Below are 18,070 nucleotides of genomic sequence, written 5' to 3' on the forward strand. Positions count from 1 at the left end.
GAGCAATCGTCCCTTTTTTATGGACTTATTTCGGTGAAGTACTCACCGATAGGCCCTTATCTCAAAGCGCCCGTTACGCTCTTCTTGCCCTGTTTTCTCTGGTTCAGGCAGCCCGCTGAAAGCGACGTTCTGAACTGCGACCTCTCTCTGAAAAGCGAATAACCCTTACCCTGTCCGGTAATGACAGTGGCTGAACGGCTGTTAAAATGCGCAATCAATGTGTCACTACTCACGTTATCAGTTCGGATGCGCTGTAACCTGCACCGATCGGGCCAGAGATGCCTGGGCATTATCAGGAAAGAGCGAGTATCGGACTGATGAAAACTCTGAGCGACCTCATCTTCAGGGATGAGTAACTCAGCAGGGTATAGAACTGACAGCTGCCATAAAGGTGAGTATGATTAAATCCTATCAGGCAGAAGAGTGAGGTTACCCATGAGAACAACACAACAGATGAGTATTACACTGCCAAACGAAATGGCAGCTCAGGTGAAGGCTCGTGTTGCCAGCGGCGAATATGCATCGGAAAGTGAAGTGATTCGCGAAGGTCTTCGGGCGCTGATGGCCAGGGATAATGCCGTGGATCAATGGCTGAGCGAAAAGGTGTTACCAGCCTGGGAAGCGCTTCGCAGTGGTGAGACAGAAAGTCTGAGCGCTAAGGAGATCAGGGACAGGCTGAAAGCCGAACACAGGAAGGCTATTGGGGAGGAGTAATGCTTTACAGGGTGGTGTTTGCACCAGAGGCGCAGGAACAACTGGCTGAACTTTATCGCTATATCGCGCAGGCAGCGACACCCTATACCGCTCTGAGCTTTACAGAAAACATCATCGATTACTGTGAGTCTCTTGCGCTGTTCCCTTACAGAGGAAACAGCCGCGATGATCTTCTGCCCGGACTGAGAATTACCCATTACCGCAGGCGAACAATCATTGCCTTTATGCTATCAAAGAGAACAGTAACTGTTTTGGGCATATGGCATGGCGGGCAGGATTACGAAAACGACCTGTCCGCAGATAAAACTGACTGAAACGTCAGATCAGGGCCTGGTCAGGTCGGTTACGTTAGATAACGTTTTTTCATGCGCAGCGCAGCAACGTGTCGCCGCTTTGCTAACCGATGCGTCAGGAAACCTGTCGCTCTCACCCTCACGCCGCAGGCGGCGTGGTGCGCGCAAAACTCTCGCGCTGAAACAGCGTCTCCGCCAGCTTCACCAGCGCGGGCCGCTCCACACACCAGTTTGGCACCACGCGACGGAAATTCAGATAACCGATCATGCAACCGGTGGCAATATCCGCCAGATTGAGCTGGCCGCTATTCAGCCATTTCCCTTCCGCCGCCATCGCTTCCAGCTTATCAAGACCGCGCTGGATCTTGTCACGATTGCGCAGCAGTACCTCTTCCGACTGTTGATCGCCCGGTCGCATCTGCTCGCGCACAATCACCAGCGCGGCATCGCTGATGCCGTCCGCCAGCTTCTCCAGCTGGCGGACGTTAAGTGAAGCGAGCGGGTCGGCTGGCAGCAGCGCCGGTGCTGCCCCGCGCAGTTCCAGAAACTCCGCGATGATGCTGGAGTCGAACCAGATTTGCTGATTGTCAGCGACCAGCGCCGGGACTTTGCCCAGCGGATTGTAGTGCGGCACATGGCTGTCATCGCTGTAGGGCGATGCGTTAACGAACTCAAAAATAATGCCTTTTTCCAGCATGATGATCGATATCTTACGCACAAACGGGCTGGTATAGCTGCCAATCAGTTTCATCAGGTTTCTCCGTCAGTCATGACTATTCGCCAGGAAACATAAAGGGATTCAGGCTGCTGCGCGCGAAGCCTTCCTGCTCCATGCGGGCATCCAGGATCAGCGAGGCCAGATCGTCCGCCACCGGTTCGATAGCGGGATCTTTCTCCTGATAGAGCATCTTCAGGTAGGTGCCACAGTCACCACAGCTCTCCGCTTTCACCGCGGCCTGCTCGCTGTCCAGCGACCAGTAGTGCAGATCCCGCGACTGTTCGCACTGGCTGCATTTGCTGCGCACCACATGCCATTCACTTTCACACAGATTGCAGTGCAGGTAGCGCGCGCCTTCGTGACTGCCCATATGGACCACGCTGGCGACCGGCATACTGGCGCAGACCGGACAGAACTGGCGCTGCTCGCCCATTTCCGCCCGCGCTTTGCCGGGGATCAGTGCCGCCATCTGCGCCCAGTAGAGCGAGAGCGCCGCCCAGATAAACGGCGCTTTATCGCTGCTGACCTGCGCATACTCACCGGCAAACAGCGCTGCGGCCAGCGTCTCCAGCTCGGTGGCGGACGCCTTCTCCAGATTCTCCAGCACCGCCAGTGCCTGACCGCTCATCTCCGGTTTCAGCTCGGCAATCAGCGAGTGCAGCAGCCGTTGCCAGTGCGGATCGCGCGGCAGAGTGTGAATGTTCAGCGGTGGCTTACCCTCGCTGGCGCTTTGGGTCAGACGCGCATGCAGATCGATGTGCAGCGGGTGGTCATACAGCACAATCTCCTGCGCTTCGGCGATCATCGCCGCAAAGCGCAGATAGTCACCGAGTGGATTTTTCGCCGCCAGGTCGCGCAGTCGCGCAGCACGACGGCTGTATAAATTTTTCAGCCGTGGAAAAAGTAACGGCGGAATCATCTCCGCCGTTGTTTTTTCGCTTTTCTCCAGCTGATCTTGCGGGATTATGCGAATACTCATCAGGGGCGTTTTTCCTGTTTTATTGGCGGATTGCGCTGCTCACGGTACCAGCGGGGGTGGTGATGTCTGGCCCATTCGGCGCTGACCCAGCCCTCCACCATCGCGGTGAGTGTTCCTTTAACCCACAATGCAGCATAAACATGCACCATAATGAAGATAATCAGCGCCACCGCGGAGACCGAATGCACAATCAGCGCCAGACGAATCAGCGGAATGGCAAAGGCATCGGCAAAGTAGGGCCGCCAGATCACAATACCGCTGGCAAGCAGCAACACTAAACTGATGATAGCAGCCCAGAACACACACTTCTGACCAAAGTTATATTTACCGGTGTCACCCACCTCTTCGTTGCGGGCGATCCGATGGATATTTCTGGCCCAGCAGAGGTCATCCCGGTTGATCAGATTGGCCTTCCAGTAACGCAAAAACATCAGCATAAAGGCGGCAAACATCACCACCCCGACAAAAGGATGCAGGATACGCGCCAGCTGTGGCGTGCCGAATATCTGCATCAGCCAGTTGAAGGAGGGAAAGAAAAAGCCTAATCCGCTCAGCGCGGCCATGACAAAGCAAATCGCGACAATCCAGTGATTGATGCGTTCGGGTGCGCGGTAACGCACCAGACGATCGGACTTTTTCATTATTGATGCTCCTCAGGGTGATCGTCGTTGTCGTCGTGCTCTTCAACCCGGTTCGGGCCAACGCCGACATAGTGGAAGATAGAGGCGGCGAAGGTGGCGGCAAAACCCACCGCCGCCAGCGGTTTCCAGATCCCTTTCCAGAAGGTGACGGCAGGGCTGATGCTCGGGTTAGCGGGCAGACCATGATAGAGCTGAGGCTTGTCAGCATGATGCAGCACGTACATCACATGGGTGCCGCCCACGCCTTCCGGGTTGTAGAGGCCCGCATGGTCAAATCCGCGTGACTTCAGTTCCGCCACGCGCTCCGCCGCCAGCGTCAGCATGTCGCTTTTGCTGCCGAAATGAATCGCACCGGTCGGGCAGGTTTTGACACAGGCAGGCTCCTGGCCGACAGTGACGCGATCGACACACAGGGTGCATTTGTAGGCGCGGTTATCCTCTTTGTTCAGCCGTGGCACGTTGAACGGGCAGCCGGCGATGCAGTAGCCGCAGCCGATACACTGCTCTGACTGAAAATCGACGATGCCGTTGGCGTACTGAATGATCGCGCCTGCCGACGGGCAGGCTTTCAGGCAGCCGGGATCGGCACAGTGCATACAGCCATCTTTACGGATCAGCCAGGCCAGCTTGCCGTTCTCTTCAACTTCCGAAAAGCGCATCACCGTCCAGGATTTGGCGGAGAGATCGGTAGGATTGTCATAGACCCCGATGTTGTGACCGACTTCATCGCGAATGTCGTTCCATTCGGAACAGGCGACCTGACAGCCTTTGCAGCCGATACAGGTGGTCACGTCGATGAGTTTCGCCACTTCGCGTTGGTGATCGCGCGCCTGCGGCGGCGGAGTAAAGCCGTTGGTCGCTGAGCGACGGATAATATCTTGTGATTGATAAGCCATTGTCATCTACCGTTACGCTTTTTCAACTTTCACTAAAAATCCCTTGTACTCCGGGGTCTGCGAGTTGGCATCGCCAACCGAAGGCGTCAGCGTATTGGCGAGGAAGCCTTTACGGGTGGTGCCTTCAAACCCCCAGTGACAGGGAATACCCACGGTATCAACCGGCTTGCCGTCAATCATCAGACGCGGCAGACGACGTGTTACCACCGCTTTGGCTTTGATATAGCCACGGTGGGACGAGACTTTGACGCTATCCCCGGCCTGTATGCCTTTCTCCTCTGCCAGCTCAGCACCAATCTCCACAAACTGCTCCGGCTGCGCGATCGCGTTCAGCAGGGCGTGTTTGGTCCAGTGGCGGAACAGTTCGGTGATCGAATAGGTGGTGGCGACACAGGGATAGTCGGCGACCTCGCCCAGTTGCGCGGCGTCGCTGCTGAACACGCGGACCACCGGACTGTGACGCTGCTGCGGATGCAGCGGGTTGTCGCCGAGCGGGCTTTCCATCGGTTCGTAATGTTCCGGGAACGGACCGTCGGCCATTTTGTCGAGCGCAAACAGGTGGCCGAGACCATCGGGCTGCATGATAAATGGCCCCGCCTGCTGCTGCGGCGACAGCGTGACCGGATAATCCGGTACGTCGATGCCGTGCCAGCGAGCGCCATCCCACTCAATCAGGCGACGTTTCGGGTCCCAGGCTTTACCCTGGGCATCGGCGGAGGCGCGGTTATAGAGAATGCGGCGGTTGGCTGGCCAGGCCCAGGCCCAGCCGGAAACAGCGCCCAGCCCTGAGGGATCGGCGTTGTCGCGGCGCGCCATCTGGTTGCCTTCCGGGGTCCAGCTGCCGCTGTAGATCCAGCAGGCACTGGCGGTGGTGCCGTCGTTGCGCAGCTCGGCGAACCCGTTAAGCTGCTGGCCTTTCTTCAGCAGCAGCTTGCCGCTGGCATCATAAATATCCGCCAGCGCCTGACCGTTACTCTCCTGCGCCACCTCTTCCGGCTCTGGATTAGAGGGATCGCGGTACTCCCAGCGCATCGCCATCAGCGGTTCAGGCGTGGCTCCGCCTTCCTGCTGATAGAGCGCGCGCAGCCGCAGGAACAGGTTGCCGAGAATTCTGCCGTCATGCAGTGCTTCAGCTGGCGGCTCGGCCGCTGCCCAGTGCCACTGCAACCAGCGCGAGGAGTTAGCCACCGAACCCGACTCTTCAGCGAAGCAGGAAGAGGGCAGGCGGAAGACTTCGGTCTGGATTTGCGACGGATCGACATCGTTGAATTCGCCGTGATGCTGCCAGAAGCTGGAGGTTTCGGTGCGCAGTGGGTCGATCACCACCATATATTTCAGGCGGGAAAGCGCCCGGACCGCTTTGTTTTTATCCGGGAAGGCGGCCAGCATGTTGAAGCCCTGAATCAGACAGCCGTTCAGCTTGCCCTGCTCCATCATCTCCGCCTGCGCCATGCAGTCGTAGCTCTTATCCCATTTTGGCAGCCAGTCGTAGCCCCACTGGTTTTCCGCCGTGGCTTTGTCGCCGTAGAAACTTTTCATCAGGCTGACGAAAAACTTATCGGTGTTCTGCCAGTAGTTGACCTGGTCCGGCAGAGGAGAAACCGGCGTCGCTTTCTGGAGATAGGTCGCCAGCGTGGTCATCTTCTCGGAGGGCAGCGGCAGATACCCCGGCAGGCTCTGGGTCAGCAGACCGAGATCGGTATAGCCCTGCACGTTGGAGTGACCGCGCAGCGCGTTGATGCCGCCGCCAGGCATACCAATATTGCCGAGCAGCAGCTGGATCATCGCCGCGGTACGGATAATCTGCGAGCCGTTGGTGTGATGGGTCCAGCCCAGCGCATAGAGAATGGTGGCGGTGCGATTGGGTACGCTGGTGGAGGCGAGCTGCTCGCACACCGCGATAAAGTCCTCTTTCGCGGTGCCACACAGGCGCGTCACCATCTCCGGGGTATAGCGGCTGGCGTGGGTTTTCAGCAGGTTCAGCACGCAGCGCGGATGGGCGAAGCTCTCATCGCGGCGGGCGTGGCCGTTTTCATCCAGCTCATACTGCCAGCTCTGGCGATCGTACTGGCGGGTTGTCGCGTCGTAGCCGCTGAACAGCCCGTCAGTGAAGCTGTAGCCTTCACTGACAATCAGCGCCGCATTGGTAAAGGCGCGAACATACTCCTGCTGGATCTGATTGTGTTGCAGCAGATAGTTGATCACCCCCATCAGGAACACCACGTCGCTGCCGGCGCGCAGCGGCGCGTAGAAATCGGCGACCGACGCCGAGCGGTTAAAGCGCGGATCGACCACGATGACCTGCGCCTTGTTATGGGTTTTGGCTTCAATCACCCATTTGAACCCCACCGGATGCGCTTCAGCGGGGTTGCCGCCCATGATCATCACCACGTTGGCGTTTTTAATGTCGTTCCAGTTATTGGTCATCGCCCCGCGGCCGAAACTCGGGGCCAGCGCCGCGACGGTCGGGCCGTGGCAGAGCCGGGCCTGGTTTTCCAGCGCCAGGATACCGAGCGCGCGGGCAAATTTCTGGTCGAGCAGGCCGGTTTCATTACTGGCGGCGGATGAGCAGAGCATGGCGGTGGTCGGCCAGCGGTTAACCGTCACGCCTGCGGCGTTGGTGGCCTGGAAATTGGCGTCGCGATCCTGCTTCATCAGGCGGGCGATACGGTCAAACGCCTCTTCCCAGCTGATGCGCTGCCACTTATCCGAGCCGGGCGCGCGGTATTCCGGGTATTTCAGCCGCTGTTCGCTGTGAATGAAGTCGAGCACGCCCGCCCCTTTCGGGCAGAGCGAGCCGCGGCTGACCGGATGGTCGGGGTCGCCTTCAATGTGGTAAATCGAGGCGCTGGCGTTTTTCGCGCCATCGCCCAGGCTGTAGATCAGCATGCCGCAGCCGACTGAACAGTAGGTACAGTTGTTGCGGGTTTCTCTGGCACGAATGAGTTTGAATTCTCTGACGCTGGCTAAAGCGGTGGTGGGGGCAAAACCTAACAACGCCGCGCTGGTACCTGCCAGCCCGCCAGCACAGATTTTGAAAAAACTCCGTCTGTTAATTTGCATTTTATCGTTCTTCTTTGTTTGCTCCATTGCGAAGCAATGCAAAATAGCAGCCCTATTTGCGTGTAAGTTGACCAGAGTCAAGAGGTTAGTCATTAGTAATTCTTTTTCTAAATTTTGTTAAAAAATTTAGTCGGAGCAGCCAGGCTGCAAGCAGATTTTTAAGTGCGGTAGCTTATTACCATTGTTTTATGCGCATGGATGTTAACGAATTGAGGCTGGCCGCGCCGGTTCTGCCCGCCAACCCGCGTGGCCGCGCCGTCAGCGACCCCAAAACCGCATGAATTGCCCCGCTGTTTATTTGCGCTGTATCGGGCCAGCAGGCAAAATCAGTGCGCGTCAGACGCCTGCCGTGCAGTCGCGCTGATGGCTCTCTTTTTCATATTTGTTAACAACGGGTCGTACCTTTTGAAAGCTATCCAGCCTGCTTCAGGCGAAGATTTAACAATTCAGGCCGGCGTCAGCAGCACGCAGGTCTGGCAGCGCGCTGACCTCAGCACCGCGCAGGCGGACTGGCTGGCGGACGAGGTTCCGGTGGCGCTGGTCTATAACGGCATCTCGCATGTGGTGATGATGACCACGCCCAAAGATCTGGAGGCGTTTGCGCTGGGTTTCTCGCTATCAGAAGGGATTATCGATGCCCCCGGCGACATCTTTGGCATGGACGTTGTGCCGGGCTGCGGCGGCATTGAAGTGCAGATTGAGCTTTCCAGCCGCCGCTTTATGGCGCTGAAAGAACAGCGTCGTGCGCTGGCAGGGCGTACCGGCTGTGGCGTATGTGGTGTCGAACAGCTGGATCAGATTGGTAAGCCGCTGTCGCCGCTGCCGTTTACTCAGCGGTTCGCGCTGGACCATCTCGACCTGGCGCTGAGCCAGCTGAAAGATTATCAGCCGGTGGGACAGAAAACCGGCTGCACCCATGCCGCCGCGTGGATCCAGCCCGATGGTCAGCTGGCCGGAGGCTGTGAAGATGTCGGTCGCCACGTGGCGCTGGATAAGCTGCTGGGGTATCGCAGTCAGGCTGAGTGGGGGCCGGGCGCGGTGCTGGTCTCCAGCCGCGCCAGCTATGAGATGGTGCAGAAGTCCGCGATGTGCGGCGTCGAAATTCTGTTCGCGGTCTCGGCGGCGACCCGGCTGGCGGTTGAGGTGGCCGAGCGCTGCAATCTTACGCTGGTGGGGTTCAGCAAACCTGGCCGCGCCACGGTCTACACCCATCCTCAGCGACTGAGCTAAACCACCTTCACCGCGGCCAGGGTCTGCTGTAGCGCATGCAGTGCCGCACTATTATCGCCACCGCTGTCGGTGATCAGGGTGGTGATCGCCTTGGGTGGCGCGTACACCATACGGCTGACCACTCCCAGCTTGCTGTGATCGGCCAGCAGATAGCAGGCGGCGGAGTGCTGCACCATCGCACGGGCAATCGCTGCTTCATGCAGGTGAAAGCTGCTGGCACCGCAGTTCGCCTCAATGCCGACCGGCGACAGCAGCGCCACGTCGGCGCGATAGCGGCTGATCTCGCCGACGGTGATTTCACCGCGCGTCTGCTGCGCCCCGGCTGACATCGTCCCGCCCAGCAAAATAATCTGGTTATTCAGCGGCTGATCCTCTTCCCCGGCGCTCAGCGCCAGCGCAGCATGCAGGCTGTTGGTCACTATCGTCAGACCGGACAGGGCGCGCAGCTCCTCTGCCAGCAGCGTGGTGGTACTGCCCGCGTCGAGAAACAGCGTCTGGCCTGGCTGTAACAGCTGGGCGGCGGCGCGGGCGATGGCGCGTTTCTCTTTCGCCCGCGCGGCAAGACGCTCCGTCAGCGGTGGCTCGGCGGGCGTCTCTATCGCGACCAGCCCGCCATGCACGCGACGCGCCTGACCCTGCGCCTCCAGCTCAATAATATCCCGGCGCGCGGTTTCGCGAGACACCCCCAGCTCCCTGATGATCTGTTCGGTGCTGACCTGGTTAAGCCGGTTCAGCAGCACACGGATGCGGTGAAGGCGCGTTTCCTGCAACATAGAGAGTTCCTTATAAGGCGCGAAGAGCGCCGATGATACGCGAATGAGGCCGCTGCGTCCGGCACCGTCTGGCAGAGAGATTAGCGGAGCGCTGCGCCCGCGTCATGTGTATTTTATTGTATTTGTGTATTTGGTTGCATTTTTTCCACAGGCAGGCATGATGTAAGGGCAGCTCACCCCTCTATCCTTGTCACGGGAGTCATTATGGCCACGCGATCCACCATTATGGATACCAACAGTTTTCGTGCCGAACATGCGGATGCGCTGGATAGCGACACGCGCAAACTGACCGATAAACGCAGCAAAGTGCTGGGCGAATCCTATCGCCTGTTCTACCGCAAACCGGTCCATCTGGTGCGGGGCGAAGGGCAATATCTGTGGGATGCGGCGGGCGATAAATATCTCGACGTCTATAACAACGTGGCGAGCATCGGCCATTGCCATCCGGCGGTGATTGAGGCGGTGACGCAGCAGATGAAAATGCTGAATACCCACACCCGCTATCTGCATGAGAACATCCTCGACTACAGCGAAGCGCTGCTGGCCACCGCGCCTGCGGCGATCGACCGGGCGATGTATATGTGCACCGGCTCCGAGGCTAACGATCTGGCGATCCGTGTGGCGCGCGCCTTCAGCGGCGGCAGCGGCATTATTGTCAGCCAGGAGGCGTATCACGGCACCAGTGAACTCACCTCCGGGGCTTCACCGGCGCTGGGCAGCGGACAGCCGCTGGCCCCCACCACCCGACTGGTGCTGCCACCGGACGCTTATCGCGTCGATGCTCCCGACCTGGGCGAGTGGTTCGCGCAGCAGATTCAGCAGCAGATCGATGATATGGCGGCGCACGGCATTAAATTCGCCGGTTTCCTGGCGGACTCAATCTTCTCCTCCGACGGGGTACTGCCTGATCCGCGCGGCTTCCTGAAAAAAGCGGTCGAGGTGGTGCACGCCAACGGCGGGATCTTTATTGCCGATGAAGTACAGCCTGGCTTTGGCCGCACCGGTGATGCGTTCTGGGGCTTTGGCCGCCACGATGTGGTACCGGATATTATTACCACCGGCAAACCGATGGGCAACGGTATTCCGGTTTCCGGCCTGCTGGCTAAAAGCGAGGTGCTGGCCGCCTTCAGTGACTCGATTCCCTACTTCAACACCTTTGGCGGCAATCCGGTGGCGATGGCGGCGGCGCAGGCGGTGCTGAAAGTGATCACCGAAGAGGGCTTGCAGGAGCATAGCCGCGTGGTCGGCGCGCAGCTGCTGGCGGAGCTGAGAACCCTGATGGATCGCTATGAGTGCGTCGGTGATGTCCGCGGAGCCGGTCTGTTTATCGGTTTTGAACTGGTTACCGATCGCCACAGCAAAACGCCGGATAAAGCCCTGGCGCTGGATCTGATCGAGAAACTGCGTGAGCATCGGGTACTGACTTCGGTCGCCGGTCCCTATGGCAACGTGCTGAAACTGCGTCCGCCATTGGCTTTCCAGCCGCAGGATATTGACTGGCTGGTCGGCGCGCTCGACAGATCGCTGCGCGAACTGGACCGCTAATAAAAGCACCGGCGGTCAGGATACCGCCGGTTGCGTTTCAGGCGGCGGTTTCCGTCAGGAACAGCGACTCCATCCGCTGCCAGGCCTCAGCCACATCGTCCGCCAGGCTGAACAGCCCTGAGGTGCCGACAATAAACACCTCGACGCCGGAGGCGGCGATTTCCCGGAAGGTCGCCGCATTACAGGAGCCATCAATCTCCGTCAGATAGTGGTAGCCGGAACTGTTGCGCAGCTGAATTAACTGACGAATTTTATTCAGCGTTTCAGGAATGAATCTCTGGCCTGCGAAGCCCGGATCGACCGACATCACCGTGACTTTATCCAGCAGATGGGCATATTCGCGAATGCTCTCCACCGGGGTCGCCGGATTTAACACCACACCACAGCGACGGCCAGCCTGTTTAATCTGGTTCAGCAGGCGAAATATTTTATTACTGGCGGTCTCCGGGTGAAAGCTAATAATATCCGCGCCTGCGTCAAGGCAGAGAGGGATAATATCTTCAGGGTGATTGACCATTAAATGCACGTCAATCGGTACGTCGGTGATTTTTTTCAGGTTGCTGATAAAGAAGGGTGACAGCGTGATATTTTTTACATAGCTGCCATCCATAATATCGACGTGATAAAAAGCGGCCCTGCTATTCATCGCTTCAATCTGCTCGCGAAAGCGGGTCAAATCCATGCACATCAGCGAAGGGGAAAATTTAGCGTCCATTATAAGATCCTCATTATCTGGTTCGTCGCGCCACGCCCGGCGTTAATTAAAAAACGCCACAATATGGCCGAGAATAATGCCGATAATACCGAAGTCAGCGTCGCCAAAGGTGGTTGAGGCGAAGCCCAGGTCACCCATCAGCGGCAGCAGAATCGCGGGCAGAAACGAGATCAGCAGTCCCTGTACAAAAGCCCCGATCACCGCGCCGCGCCGTCCGCCGGTAATATTGCCGTAGACGCCGGCGGTCGCACCGCAGAAGAAGTGGGGCACCAGGCCGGGCACGATCACGCTGAGACCAAACAGCGGGCAAAGGAACATACTGATCAGTCCCGCCGCAAAGCTGCTGAGAAAGCCGATGATCACGGCATTGGGCGCAAACGGAAAGACTGTCGGACAATCCAGCGCGGGTCTGGCGTTGGGGACCAGCTTGTCGGCGATGCCTTTGAACGCCGGAACGATTTCAGCGATCACCATGCGCACCCCGGCGAGGATGATATAGACGCCCGCCGCGAAGGTAATGGACTGGATGATGGCAAAGACGATGAAGTTCTGCCCATCGCTGACCTGGCTCTCGGTGAAGGTTTTGCCCGCCACCAGCACCAGCGCGATGAACAGGATCATCATGGTCAGTGAGATGGCGATCGAGGAGTCGCGCAGAAAGTTCAGGGTCTTAGGGACTTTCAGCTCCTCGATGGAGGGGCTGCCTTTACCGACCAGCTTGCCGGTCAGCGCGGCCAGCAGATAGCCGGAGGAGCCAAAGTGACCCAGGGCCAGATCGTCAGAGTGAGTGATTTGCCGGGTAAAAGGCTGCAAAATCGCCGGACTGACAACCATCATCGCGCCGAGGATCAGCGAACCGATCACCACCAGCCAGACGCCACTGATGCCGCCCACCGAGAGGATGACCGCCAGCATCGCCGCCATATAGAGAGTATGGTGGCCGGTCAGAAAAATGTATTTCAGCGGGGTGATGCGAGCCAGCAGAATATTCACCAGCATCCCGAAAACCATAATCATGGCGGTTTCGGTGCCATAATTTTTCTGCGCCAGCGCCGCCATCGCATCGGTATTGGGCACCACTCCCTGAATGGCAAAGGAGTGCTCAAACAGCTGGCTGAAAATGGTCAGTGTGGCGGCAATCAGGCCGGCACCGGCGATTAAAATAACAAATCCCATAATGGTTTTTAGCGTGCCGGAGATCACGTCGGAAAAGGCTTTCTTTTGCAGTAATAATCCGATCAGCGAAAACAGGCCGACAAGTATCGCGGGTGTTCCAAGAACATCCTGAATAATAAATTGCAGCATAAATGGCTCCGTCGGTGACTCCTGCGGCTGCATCTGCGCGCTTGCCGGACTTCCCCGCGATCTGTTGGTGGGCGAGGTATCGCTGACCCTGATTGCAGCGAGGCAGGAGCGAAAGGAATAATTATAAATTCTCAGCCAGGATCGCTTTAATCCGTCCATTATCCAGCAGGTTGCTTAAACCAAATACCGGGGCCGGATGACCCGCTAACTGTTCCGCAATATCGTTAGCGCTGATAATCAGATCGGCCTGCTCCGATTTCGCTGAGGTTAAATCGGTATGAGTCACCTCCGCCTGTTTATTTAATTCCGCCAGGATCTTTTTTACGTTCATCTCCACAATAAAACTGCTGCCTAAACCATTTCCGCACACAATTAATACTTTTTTCATGGTTGTCGTCTCTGGTGATTTACTGGCTAATGACCGCCTGAATGGCGGATAAGGTATCTGCGACCAACAGCTGTTGCAGACGTGATTCATCGCTGAACAGCTCAGCGAGCTGGGTAATCATGCGGATATGGTCGTCGCCGGAAAGGGCACTGAGCATAATCACCACAAACACCGGATCGTTCTCCGCCGCGTGGAAGCGGACGCCCTGACGAATATGCAGCAGCGACAGGCCGTTGTGACATGCGCCCTGTTCGGGGCGGGCGTGCGGCAGGGCCAGGCCGGGCGTCAGCACATAGTAGGGGCCGATTTCCGCGTGCGTGGCAAAAATAGCGTCGAGATAAGCGGGGGTGATGGCGCCGCTCGCCAGTAAAGGTCTGGCGGCCTGGCGCACCGCCGTCTGCCAGTCAGAAACGTGATCCACGATGCTAATCGTCTCGGGAGTAAGCCATTGAGTAAGCATGCTGTTTTCCTGGTGGTTGCTGCCTGGCCTGCATTCTGGGCGATTTGCCGACCTCCTTACTGTGATGATAGTCTCAAAAGTTAGCGCTAACATCGGCAATGTTAAAATCTGTGTTATCGCTAACATTTCTGGCAAGGCGCATAACAGGGTTTGCAGCGGGCGGCTAAGATGGCGCTTTTACTGTGGATTTCAGCCGGAAAGGATGCGCAAAAGCGTAGTTTTAGCATGGCGCGAAAACGTAATTGATCTTAAGCTGCGTCCAGTCAAAAAAGCAGTCAGTCAGGAGAACGCATGGCAGAAAAGCGACGGCGCAGTACCGGCAAAAGTACGCTGGCCGATGTTGCCCGTTTAGTGGGTGTCAGTACCATGACCGCATCGCGGGCGTTACGGATGCCCGAAAAAGTCTCTCCTGACATCCGCGAGAAGATAGACGCCGCGGTGGCGGAGCTGGGTTATGTGCCTAATGTCCAGGCGAGCAATCTGGCTTCCGCCTCATCGCGGCTGGTCACGATGGTGGTTCCCTCTTTTGCCACGCCGGGCTGCTCAGCCGTTTCCGAAGCGCTACAGCAGGTGCTGCGCCCGCAGGGGTACACCATGATGCTGGCGGAAGCGAATCATTCAGCGGCGGATGAGAGCAAACTGATTGAGAGATTGCTCGCTTATCATCCCGCCGCCATGGTGCACTTCAGTTTCGACAGCACCGCCGATTCGCACCGGTTACTGGCGCACTCCGGTGTGCCGGTGATTGATATTGGCGGAGTGAATCATGATTCGCCCGGCATCAGTATCGGTGTCGACTACGCCAGAGCGGTGCGCCAGCTGGTGCGTAACCTGATTGAGGCCGGGTATCGCCATCCAGGTCTGCTCTGCACCCAGACCAGCAGCACGATTTTCCGCCAGCTGCTGAATGGCTGGCAGAGCGGGATGCTGGCGATGAATCAGGCGCCGCATCGCGTGGTCTCTTCGCCCTTGCCGCCTACCCTGACCACCGGGCATGGGCTGTTAGCGGAAATCCGCCTCACCTGGCCGGAGCTGGATGTGCTGATTTGCACCACTGAAGAGGTCGCCTGCGGCGCGATGATGGCCTGTCATGCGGCGGGTATCGCGGTGCCGGACCAGCTGGCGATAGCCTCTATTGGCGGTGGGCAGATCTCCGCCGTCTGTTCGCCGCAGCTGACCACGGTCGCGATCCCTTATGAAGAGATGGGGCGGGTGGCCGGTAAACGGCTGCTGGCGGCGCTGGAAGGGGAGGAACCGCCGCTCTATAACGAGCTGCCCGCCGCCATAAAAATGCGCGCCAGTACCGGCAGGCTATAAAAACAATGGGTTGCTTTTACCTGACCGGTCAAACCCTTAAGGTTAATAGGGCATTCATTACGCTTTTACGCTACATGAATTTAACTATAATGATTCGACTGCTTACGCGGCACGTCCCGAATTCGTCGTGCTGCCCAAACACTAAATGGAGAGGAAGAACATGAGTTATTCACTGCCATCCCTGCCTTACGCATACGACGCACTGGAACCGCATTTCGACAAGCAGACGATGGAAATCCATCACACTAAACATCACCAGACCTACGTGAACAACGCTAACGCGGCGCTGGAAGGCACTGAATTTGCCAATCTGCCGGTTGATGAGCTGATCACTAAACTGGATCAGCTGCCAGCAGACAAAAAAGGCCCACTGCGCAACAACGCCGGTGGCCACGCCAACCACAGCCTGTTCTGGAAAGGCCTGAAAACCGGCACCACGTTACAGGGCGATCTGAAAGCCGCCATCGAGAAAGATTTCGGCAGCGTGGAAAAATTCCAGGAAGAGTTTGAGAAAGCGGCCGCGACCCGTTTCGGCTCTGGCTGGGCGTGGCTGGTTAAGAAAGGCGACAAACTGGCCGTGGTCTCTACCGCTAACCAGGACAACCCGCTGATGGGCGAAGCGATCGCCGGCGTCTCTGGCTTCCCAATCATCGGTCTGGATGTGTGGGAGCACGCTTACTACCTGAAGTATCAGAACAAGCGTCCTGACTACATCAAAGCGTTCTGGAACGTGGTTAACTGGGACGAGGCAGCCGCCCGCTTTGCCGCTGCTCAGTAAGTTAACTCCGTGTTAACGCAGTAACGATAAACCGGTGGAATTTATTTCGCCGGTTTTTTTTGCCTTTAATTCGATATAAATTTTTTCATTGCCAAATTAAACCAAAAATCAACAACTGGTCTTTTTCTGAACGGCTGGCTTTGTCGCTTTATGACACATTAACCTGCCGTTGATATTGGCTGCTTTATTATTAGCGACATTCCTGCTCACTCTGTGTCGCTGACTATGTCAATTATAACTACGCACGAAACCACGACTGATTCCTCCGCTTCGCTCTTTTTTCAGTTAATTAGCGGAAAATATGTGCCGAATAAACTCTGGATGAGTAAACGTTTTCGGCTGAAATTTGTGTTAAGAACGCTAATATCGCCGCTGACGACCATGCATTATCTGGATACGCTGTCGCATTTACCCCAGATCACGCTGCTGATGAAAACCCAGGGGCTGCTGCCCGCCAAGCTGCACCGGCCCTATCTGCGTGCGGGGTTCACGATTGCGCAGCGTGCTCAGGCGATCCTCGATCACTATACGCTGATGAATAACCTGGCAAACCCGGCCCTGTGCCAGCTGCTGCAAAGCGCCGGTGATAATCCGCTGGCGACCCTGAGCGGTAAAAATGGTGAAACCTTTTTACTCTCATGCAGTTCCGGTTATTTCGACCGTGAAGGGGAAGTGACGCTGGTATTGCGTTATAACAGCGAGATTATTGCCTCGCTGTCGTTTTCAATTATCAACGAGCATAACCAGCGCACCCTGTTAATTGGCGGATTACAGGGGCCGCGTAAACATATCAGTAATGATCTGATCCGCGAAGCGACAAAAGCCGCTCATGGTCTCTTTCCGAAACGCCTGTTAATGGAAGCGCTATTTATTGTTGCGGAACAGGCCGGGGTGGAAAATATCCTGGCGGTGGGTGATGAGACCCACGTCTTCCGCAGCCTGCGCTATCGGCACAGCAAAGGGGATAAGTTCTTTGCCAGCTACAGTGAGTTCTGGCTATCGCTGGGGGGCGAAGCCCGCCGGGATGGGGTATTTACGCTGCCGCTGAGCCTGCCGCGTAAAGCGCTGGAGGAGATCGCCAGTAAGAAGCGGGCAGAGTATCGCCGGCGTTATGAACTGCTGGATTCGCTGGTGGAGCAGGTCTATGCCGCCACCGGCGAACGCAAAGCGGAGGTCGATCAGGCTGCCGCCTGATCACGCCATCAGAAGGGGGTTCTGGCGAAGCCGGTCATGGCGGTCAGGCCCATTTCACGTCCCAGCGCGGTCATCGGATGCACCACCACCAGGCCGCGCACGCTTTTCTTCAGCGCACCCAGATTGGCCTGCTCTTTCTTCGTGATTTCGCGGCTGAAGCCCATTTTTTGCAGCTTCTGCGCTTCGCTACTGAGCTTCTCAACGCGCTGACCGCGCAGACGCTCAATCTCTGTGACCAGCACTTCTTTCTCTTTCAGCAGCGCGCCCAGCTTCTCGGAATCACCCGATTCCAGTAACTGCGGCTCTTTGCGGTTCAGGGCGTCCAGCTGATCGCTGAGACGTTTAATTTCGTTCTTTTCTGGCTCTTTCATGACAAAAACTCGGTAAGGAAAACAGGCAAAGGATACACCAAATCTGGCGCATGTTCCCGCTCAGGTTATGACGAGGCGGGAGCCGGAAGGGCTCCTGATGGATATGATTAGCTGCCGGACTTTTTAAACGCCTGCTTCATGCTGATGCGGGCGATCAGCTCGGTGAGCGACAGCACCATGGTAGAGCGCACCATTTGCAGATAGCGCTGCTGCTGCATACTGCGCAGCTCCGCATCGTCGGTGTTAAATACCGGCGCGGGCGGCCAGGCGGTGACACAGTGCAGCTCACCAAACGGGCCGAGGATCTCATCGTCGGTAAAACGGTAGTCGCCGCTGTCATGGTTCAGCTCTTCACGCAGCGCCAGCAGCAGCTCACAATCTTCATACTCATGACGGCTGATGACGCCCAGGCCATAAATCAGCTTCAGGCGAACCGAGAGTTCGCCCAAAGGACCATCACCCAGCAGCAGCGGCTCTACCGCATATTTCACCGCGTAGTCATCTTTGCGGAACACCTGAAGCACCAGCAGATTGACCGCTTCAGCCAGTAGCTCAACGGCGGCGATCAGAAAGCTTCTCACCGAACGACCGGCGTTCAGGCGCTCAAGCACCCGGTTCTCAAAAGCCTGCTTCTCTTCCATTATTGCCTGCATGGGTTCTATACCGCCGTTGGGCGCAGGCGAACTGCGC

19 protein-coding genes are annotated in these 18,070 nt (G+C 57.2%); 7 read left to right on the forward strand and 12 right to left on the reverse strand.

Annotated features, from left to right (window positions below; translation table 11 throughout):
* Nucleotides 1-435: 435 nt before the first annotated feature.
* Complete coding sequence (locus ACCW71_RS16830) at nt 436-714, forward strand: type II toxin-antitoxin system ParD family antitoxin (protein WP_436373344.1); 279 nt, start codon at nt 436-438, stop codon at nt 712-714.
* Entirely contained in the window at nt 714-1,028 is a 315-nt protein-coding gene (locus ACCW71_RS16835) for a type II toxin-antitoxin system RelE/ParE family toxin (protein ID WP_436373346.1), read from the forward strand. Before ACCW71_RS16830 ends, ACCW71_RS16835 begins: the two co-directional genes overlap by 1 nt.
* A 118-nt stretch (nt 1,029-1,146) precedes the next feature.
* On the opposite strand, the gene ACCW71_RS16840 is transcribed toward ACCW71_RS16835, so the two are convergent.
* Genes ACCW71_RS16840 through fdnG form a run of 5 tightly spaced genes read right to left on the reverse strand, consistent with a single transcriptional unit; the run spans nt 1,147 to nt 7,304 of the window.
* The gene (locus ACCW71_RS16840) at nt 1,147-1,758 is read right to left on the reverse strand and encodes a glutathione S-transferase (RefSeq protein WP_436373348.1); all 612 of its coding nucleotides are present in this window, start codon (nt 1,756-1,758) and stop codon (nt 1,147-1,149) included.
* A 22-nt stretch (nt 1,759-1,780) separates the two neighbouring features.
* A complete protein-coding gene (gene fdhE, locus ACCW71_RS16845) occupies nt 1,781-2,704 on the reverse strand; it encodes a formate dehydrogenase accessory protein FdhE (RefSeq protein ID WP_436373350.1) in 924 nt (307 codons plus the stop codon).
* Nucleotides 2,704-3,345, reverse strand: coding sequence for a formate dehydrogenase cytochrome b556 subunit (gene fdoI, locus ACCW71_RS16850; protein WP_436373352.1), 642 nt, complete (start codon nt 3,343-3,345; stop codon nt 2,704-2,706). Before fdoI ends, fdhE begins: the two co-directional genes overlap by 1 nt.
* Entirely contained in the window at nt 3,345-4,241 is an 897-nt protein-coding gene (fdxH, locus tag ACCW71_RS16855) for a formate dehydrogenase subunit beta (protein ID WP_436373354.1), read from the reverse strand. The genes fdoI and fdxH overlap by 1 nt, the downstream gene beginning before the upstream one ends.
* Before the next feature lie 12 nt (nt 4,242-4,253).
* Nucleotides 4,254-7,304 carry a formate dehydrogenase-N subunit alpha gene (gene fdnG / locus ACCW71_RS16860; RefSeq protein WP_436373355.1) on the reverse strand — a complete coding sequence of 1,017 codons (3,051 nt, stop codon included), beginning with the start codon at nt 7,302-7,304 and terminating at the stop codon, nt 4,254-4,256.
* A gap of 405 nt (nt 7,305-7,709) precedes the next feature.
* Here fdnG and fdhD point away from each other — a divergent pair, with 405 nt between their 5' ends.
* Complete coding sequence (gene fdhD / locus ACCW71_RS16865) at nt 7,710-8,534, forward strand: formate dehydrogenase accessory sulfurtransferase FdhD (protein WP_436373357.1); 825 nt, start codon at nt 7,710-7,712, stop codon at nt 8,532-8,534.
* Here fdhD and ACCW71_RS16870 read toward each other — a convergent pair.
* Nucleotides 8,531-9,307: a DeoR/GlpR family DNA-binding transcription regulator gene (locus tag ACCW71_RS16870; RefSeq protein WP_436373358.1), complete on the reverse strand. Its 777-nt coding sequence runs from the start codon at nt 9,305-9,307 to the stop codon at nt 8,531-8,533. The genes fdhD and ACCW71_RS16870 overlap by 4 nt on opposite strands.
* Before the next feature lie 204 nt (nt 9,308-9,511).
* On the opposite strand from ACCW71_RS16870, the gene ACCW71_RS16875 reads away from it, so the two are divergent.
* Complete coding sequence (locus ACCW71_RS16875; RefSeq protein WP_436373360.1) at nt 9,512-10,852, forward strand: aspartate aminotransferase family protein; 1,341 nt, start codon at nt 9,512-9,514, stop codon at nt 10,850-10,852.
* A gap of 37 nt (nt 10,853-10,889) precedes the next feature.
* Here ACCW71_RS16875 and alsE read toward each other — a convergent pair whose 3' ends face one another.
* The 4 genes from alsE to ACCW71_RS16895 form a co-directional block, all read right to left on the reverse strand.
* A complete protein-coding gene (gene alsE / locus ACCW71_RS16880; RefSeq protein ID WP_436373362.1) occupies nt 10,890-11,567 on the reverse strand; it encodes a D-allulose 6-phosphate 3-epimerase in 678 nt (225 codons plus the stop codon).
* A gap of 42 nt (nt 11,568-11,609) precedes the next feature.
* Nucleotides 11,610-12,872, reverse strand: a complete 1,263-nt coding sequence (locus ACCW71_RS16885) for a PTS ascorbate transporter subunit IIC (RefSeq protein ID WP_436373364.1) — start codon at nt 12,870-12,872, stop codon at nt 11,610-11,612.
* Between the two features lie 121 nt (nt 12,873-12,993).
* The gene (locus ACCW71_RS16890; protein WP_436373366.1) at nt 12,994-13,260 is read right to left on the reverse strand and encodes a PTS sugar transporter subunit IIB; all 267 of its coding nucleotides are present in this window, start codon (nt 13,258-13,260) and stop codon (nt 12,994-12,996) included.
* Between the two features lie 19 nt (nt 13,261-13,279).
* Entirely contained in the window at nt 13,280-13,720 is a 441-nt protein-coding gene (locus ACCW71_RS16895) for a PTS sugar transporter subunit IIA (RefSeq protein WP_436373368.1), read from the reverse strand.
* Nucleotides 13,721-14,011: 291 nt separating this feature from the next.
* Between ACCW71_RS16895 and ACCW71_RS16900 the strand changes: the two genes are divergently transcribed.
* From ACCW71_RS16900 to ACCW71_RS16910, 3 genes are all read left to right on the forward strand, one after another.
* Nucleotides 14,012-15,037, forward strand: coding sequence for a LacI family DNA-binding transcriptional regulator (locus ACCW71_RS16900; RefSeq protein ID WP_436373370.1), 1,026 nt, complete (start codon nt 14,012-14,014; stop codon nt 15,035-15,037).
* 160 nt (nt 15,038-15,197) lie between these two features.
* Nucleotides 15,198-15,815, forward strand: coding sequence for a superoxide dismutase [Mn] (gene sodA, locus ACCW71_RS16905; protein ID WP_436373372.1), 618 nt, complete (start codon nt 15,198-15,200; stop codon nt 15,813-15,815).
* A 225-nt stretch (nt 15,816-16,040) separates the two neighbouring features.
* The gene (locus ACCW71_RS16910) at nt 16,041-17,009 is read left to right on the forward strand and encodes a VirK/YbjX family protein (RefSeq protein ID WP_436373374.1); all 969 of its coding nucleotides are present in this window, start codon (nt 16,041-16,043) and stop codon (nt 17,007-17,009) included.
* Between the two features lie 8 nt (nt 17,010-17,017).
* On the opposite strand, the gene ACCW71_RS16915 is transcribed toward ACCW71_RS16910, so the two are convergent.
* Nucleotides 17,018-17,380, reverse strand: a complete 363-nt coding sequence (locus ACCW71_RS16915) for a YibL family ribosome-associated protein (protein WP_436373375.1) — start codon at nt 17,378-17,380, stop codon at nt 17,018-17,020.
* A gap of 107 nt (nt 17,381-17,487) precedes the next feature.
* On the reverse strand, nt 17,488-18,033 hold the full coding sequence (mtlR, locus tag ACCW71_RS16920; protein WP_436373377.1) for a mannitol operon repressor MtlR: 546 nt from the start codon (nt 18,031-18,033) through the stop codon (nt 17,488-17,490).
* Nucleotides 18,034-18,070: the final 37 nt, after the last annotated feature.

This window comes from Pantoea sp. C2G6, from assembly GCF_051336815.1.
Taxonomy (GTDB): Bacteria; Pseudomonadota; Gammaproteobacteria; order Enterobacterales; family Enterobacteriaceae; genus Pantoea.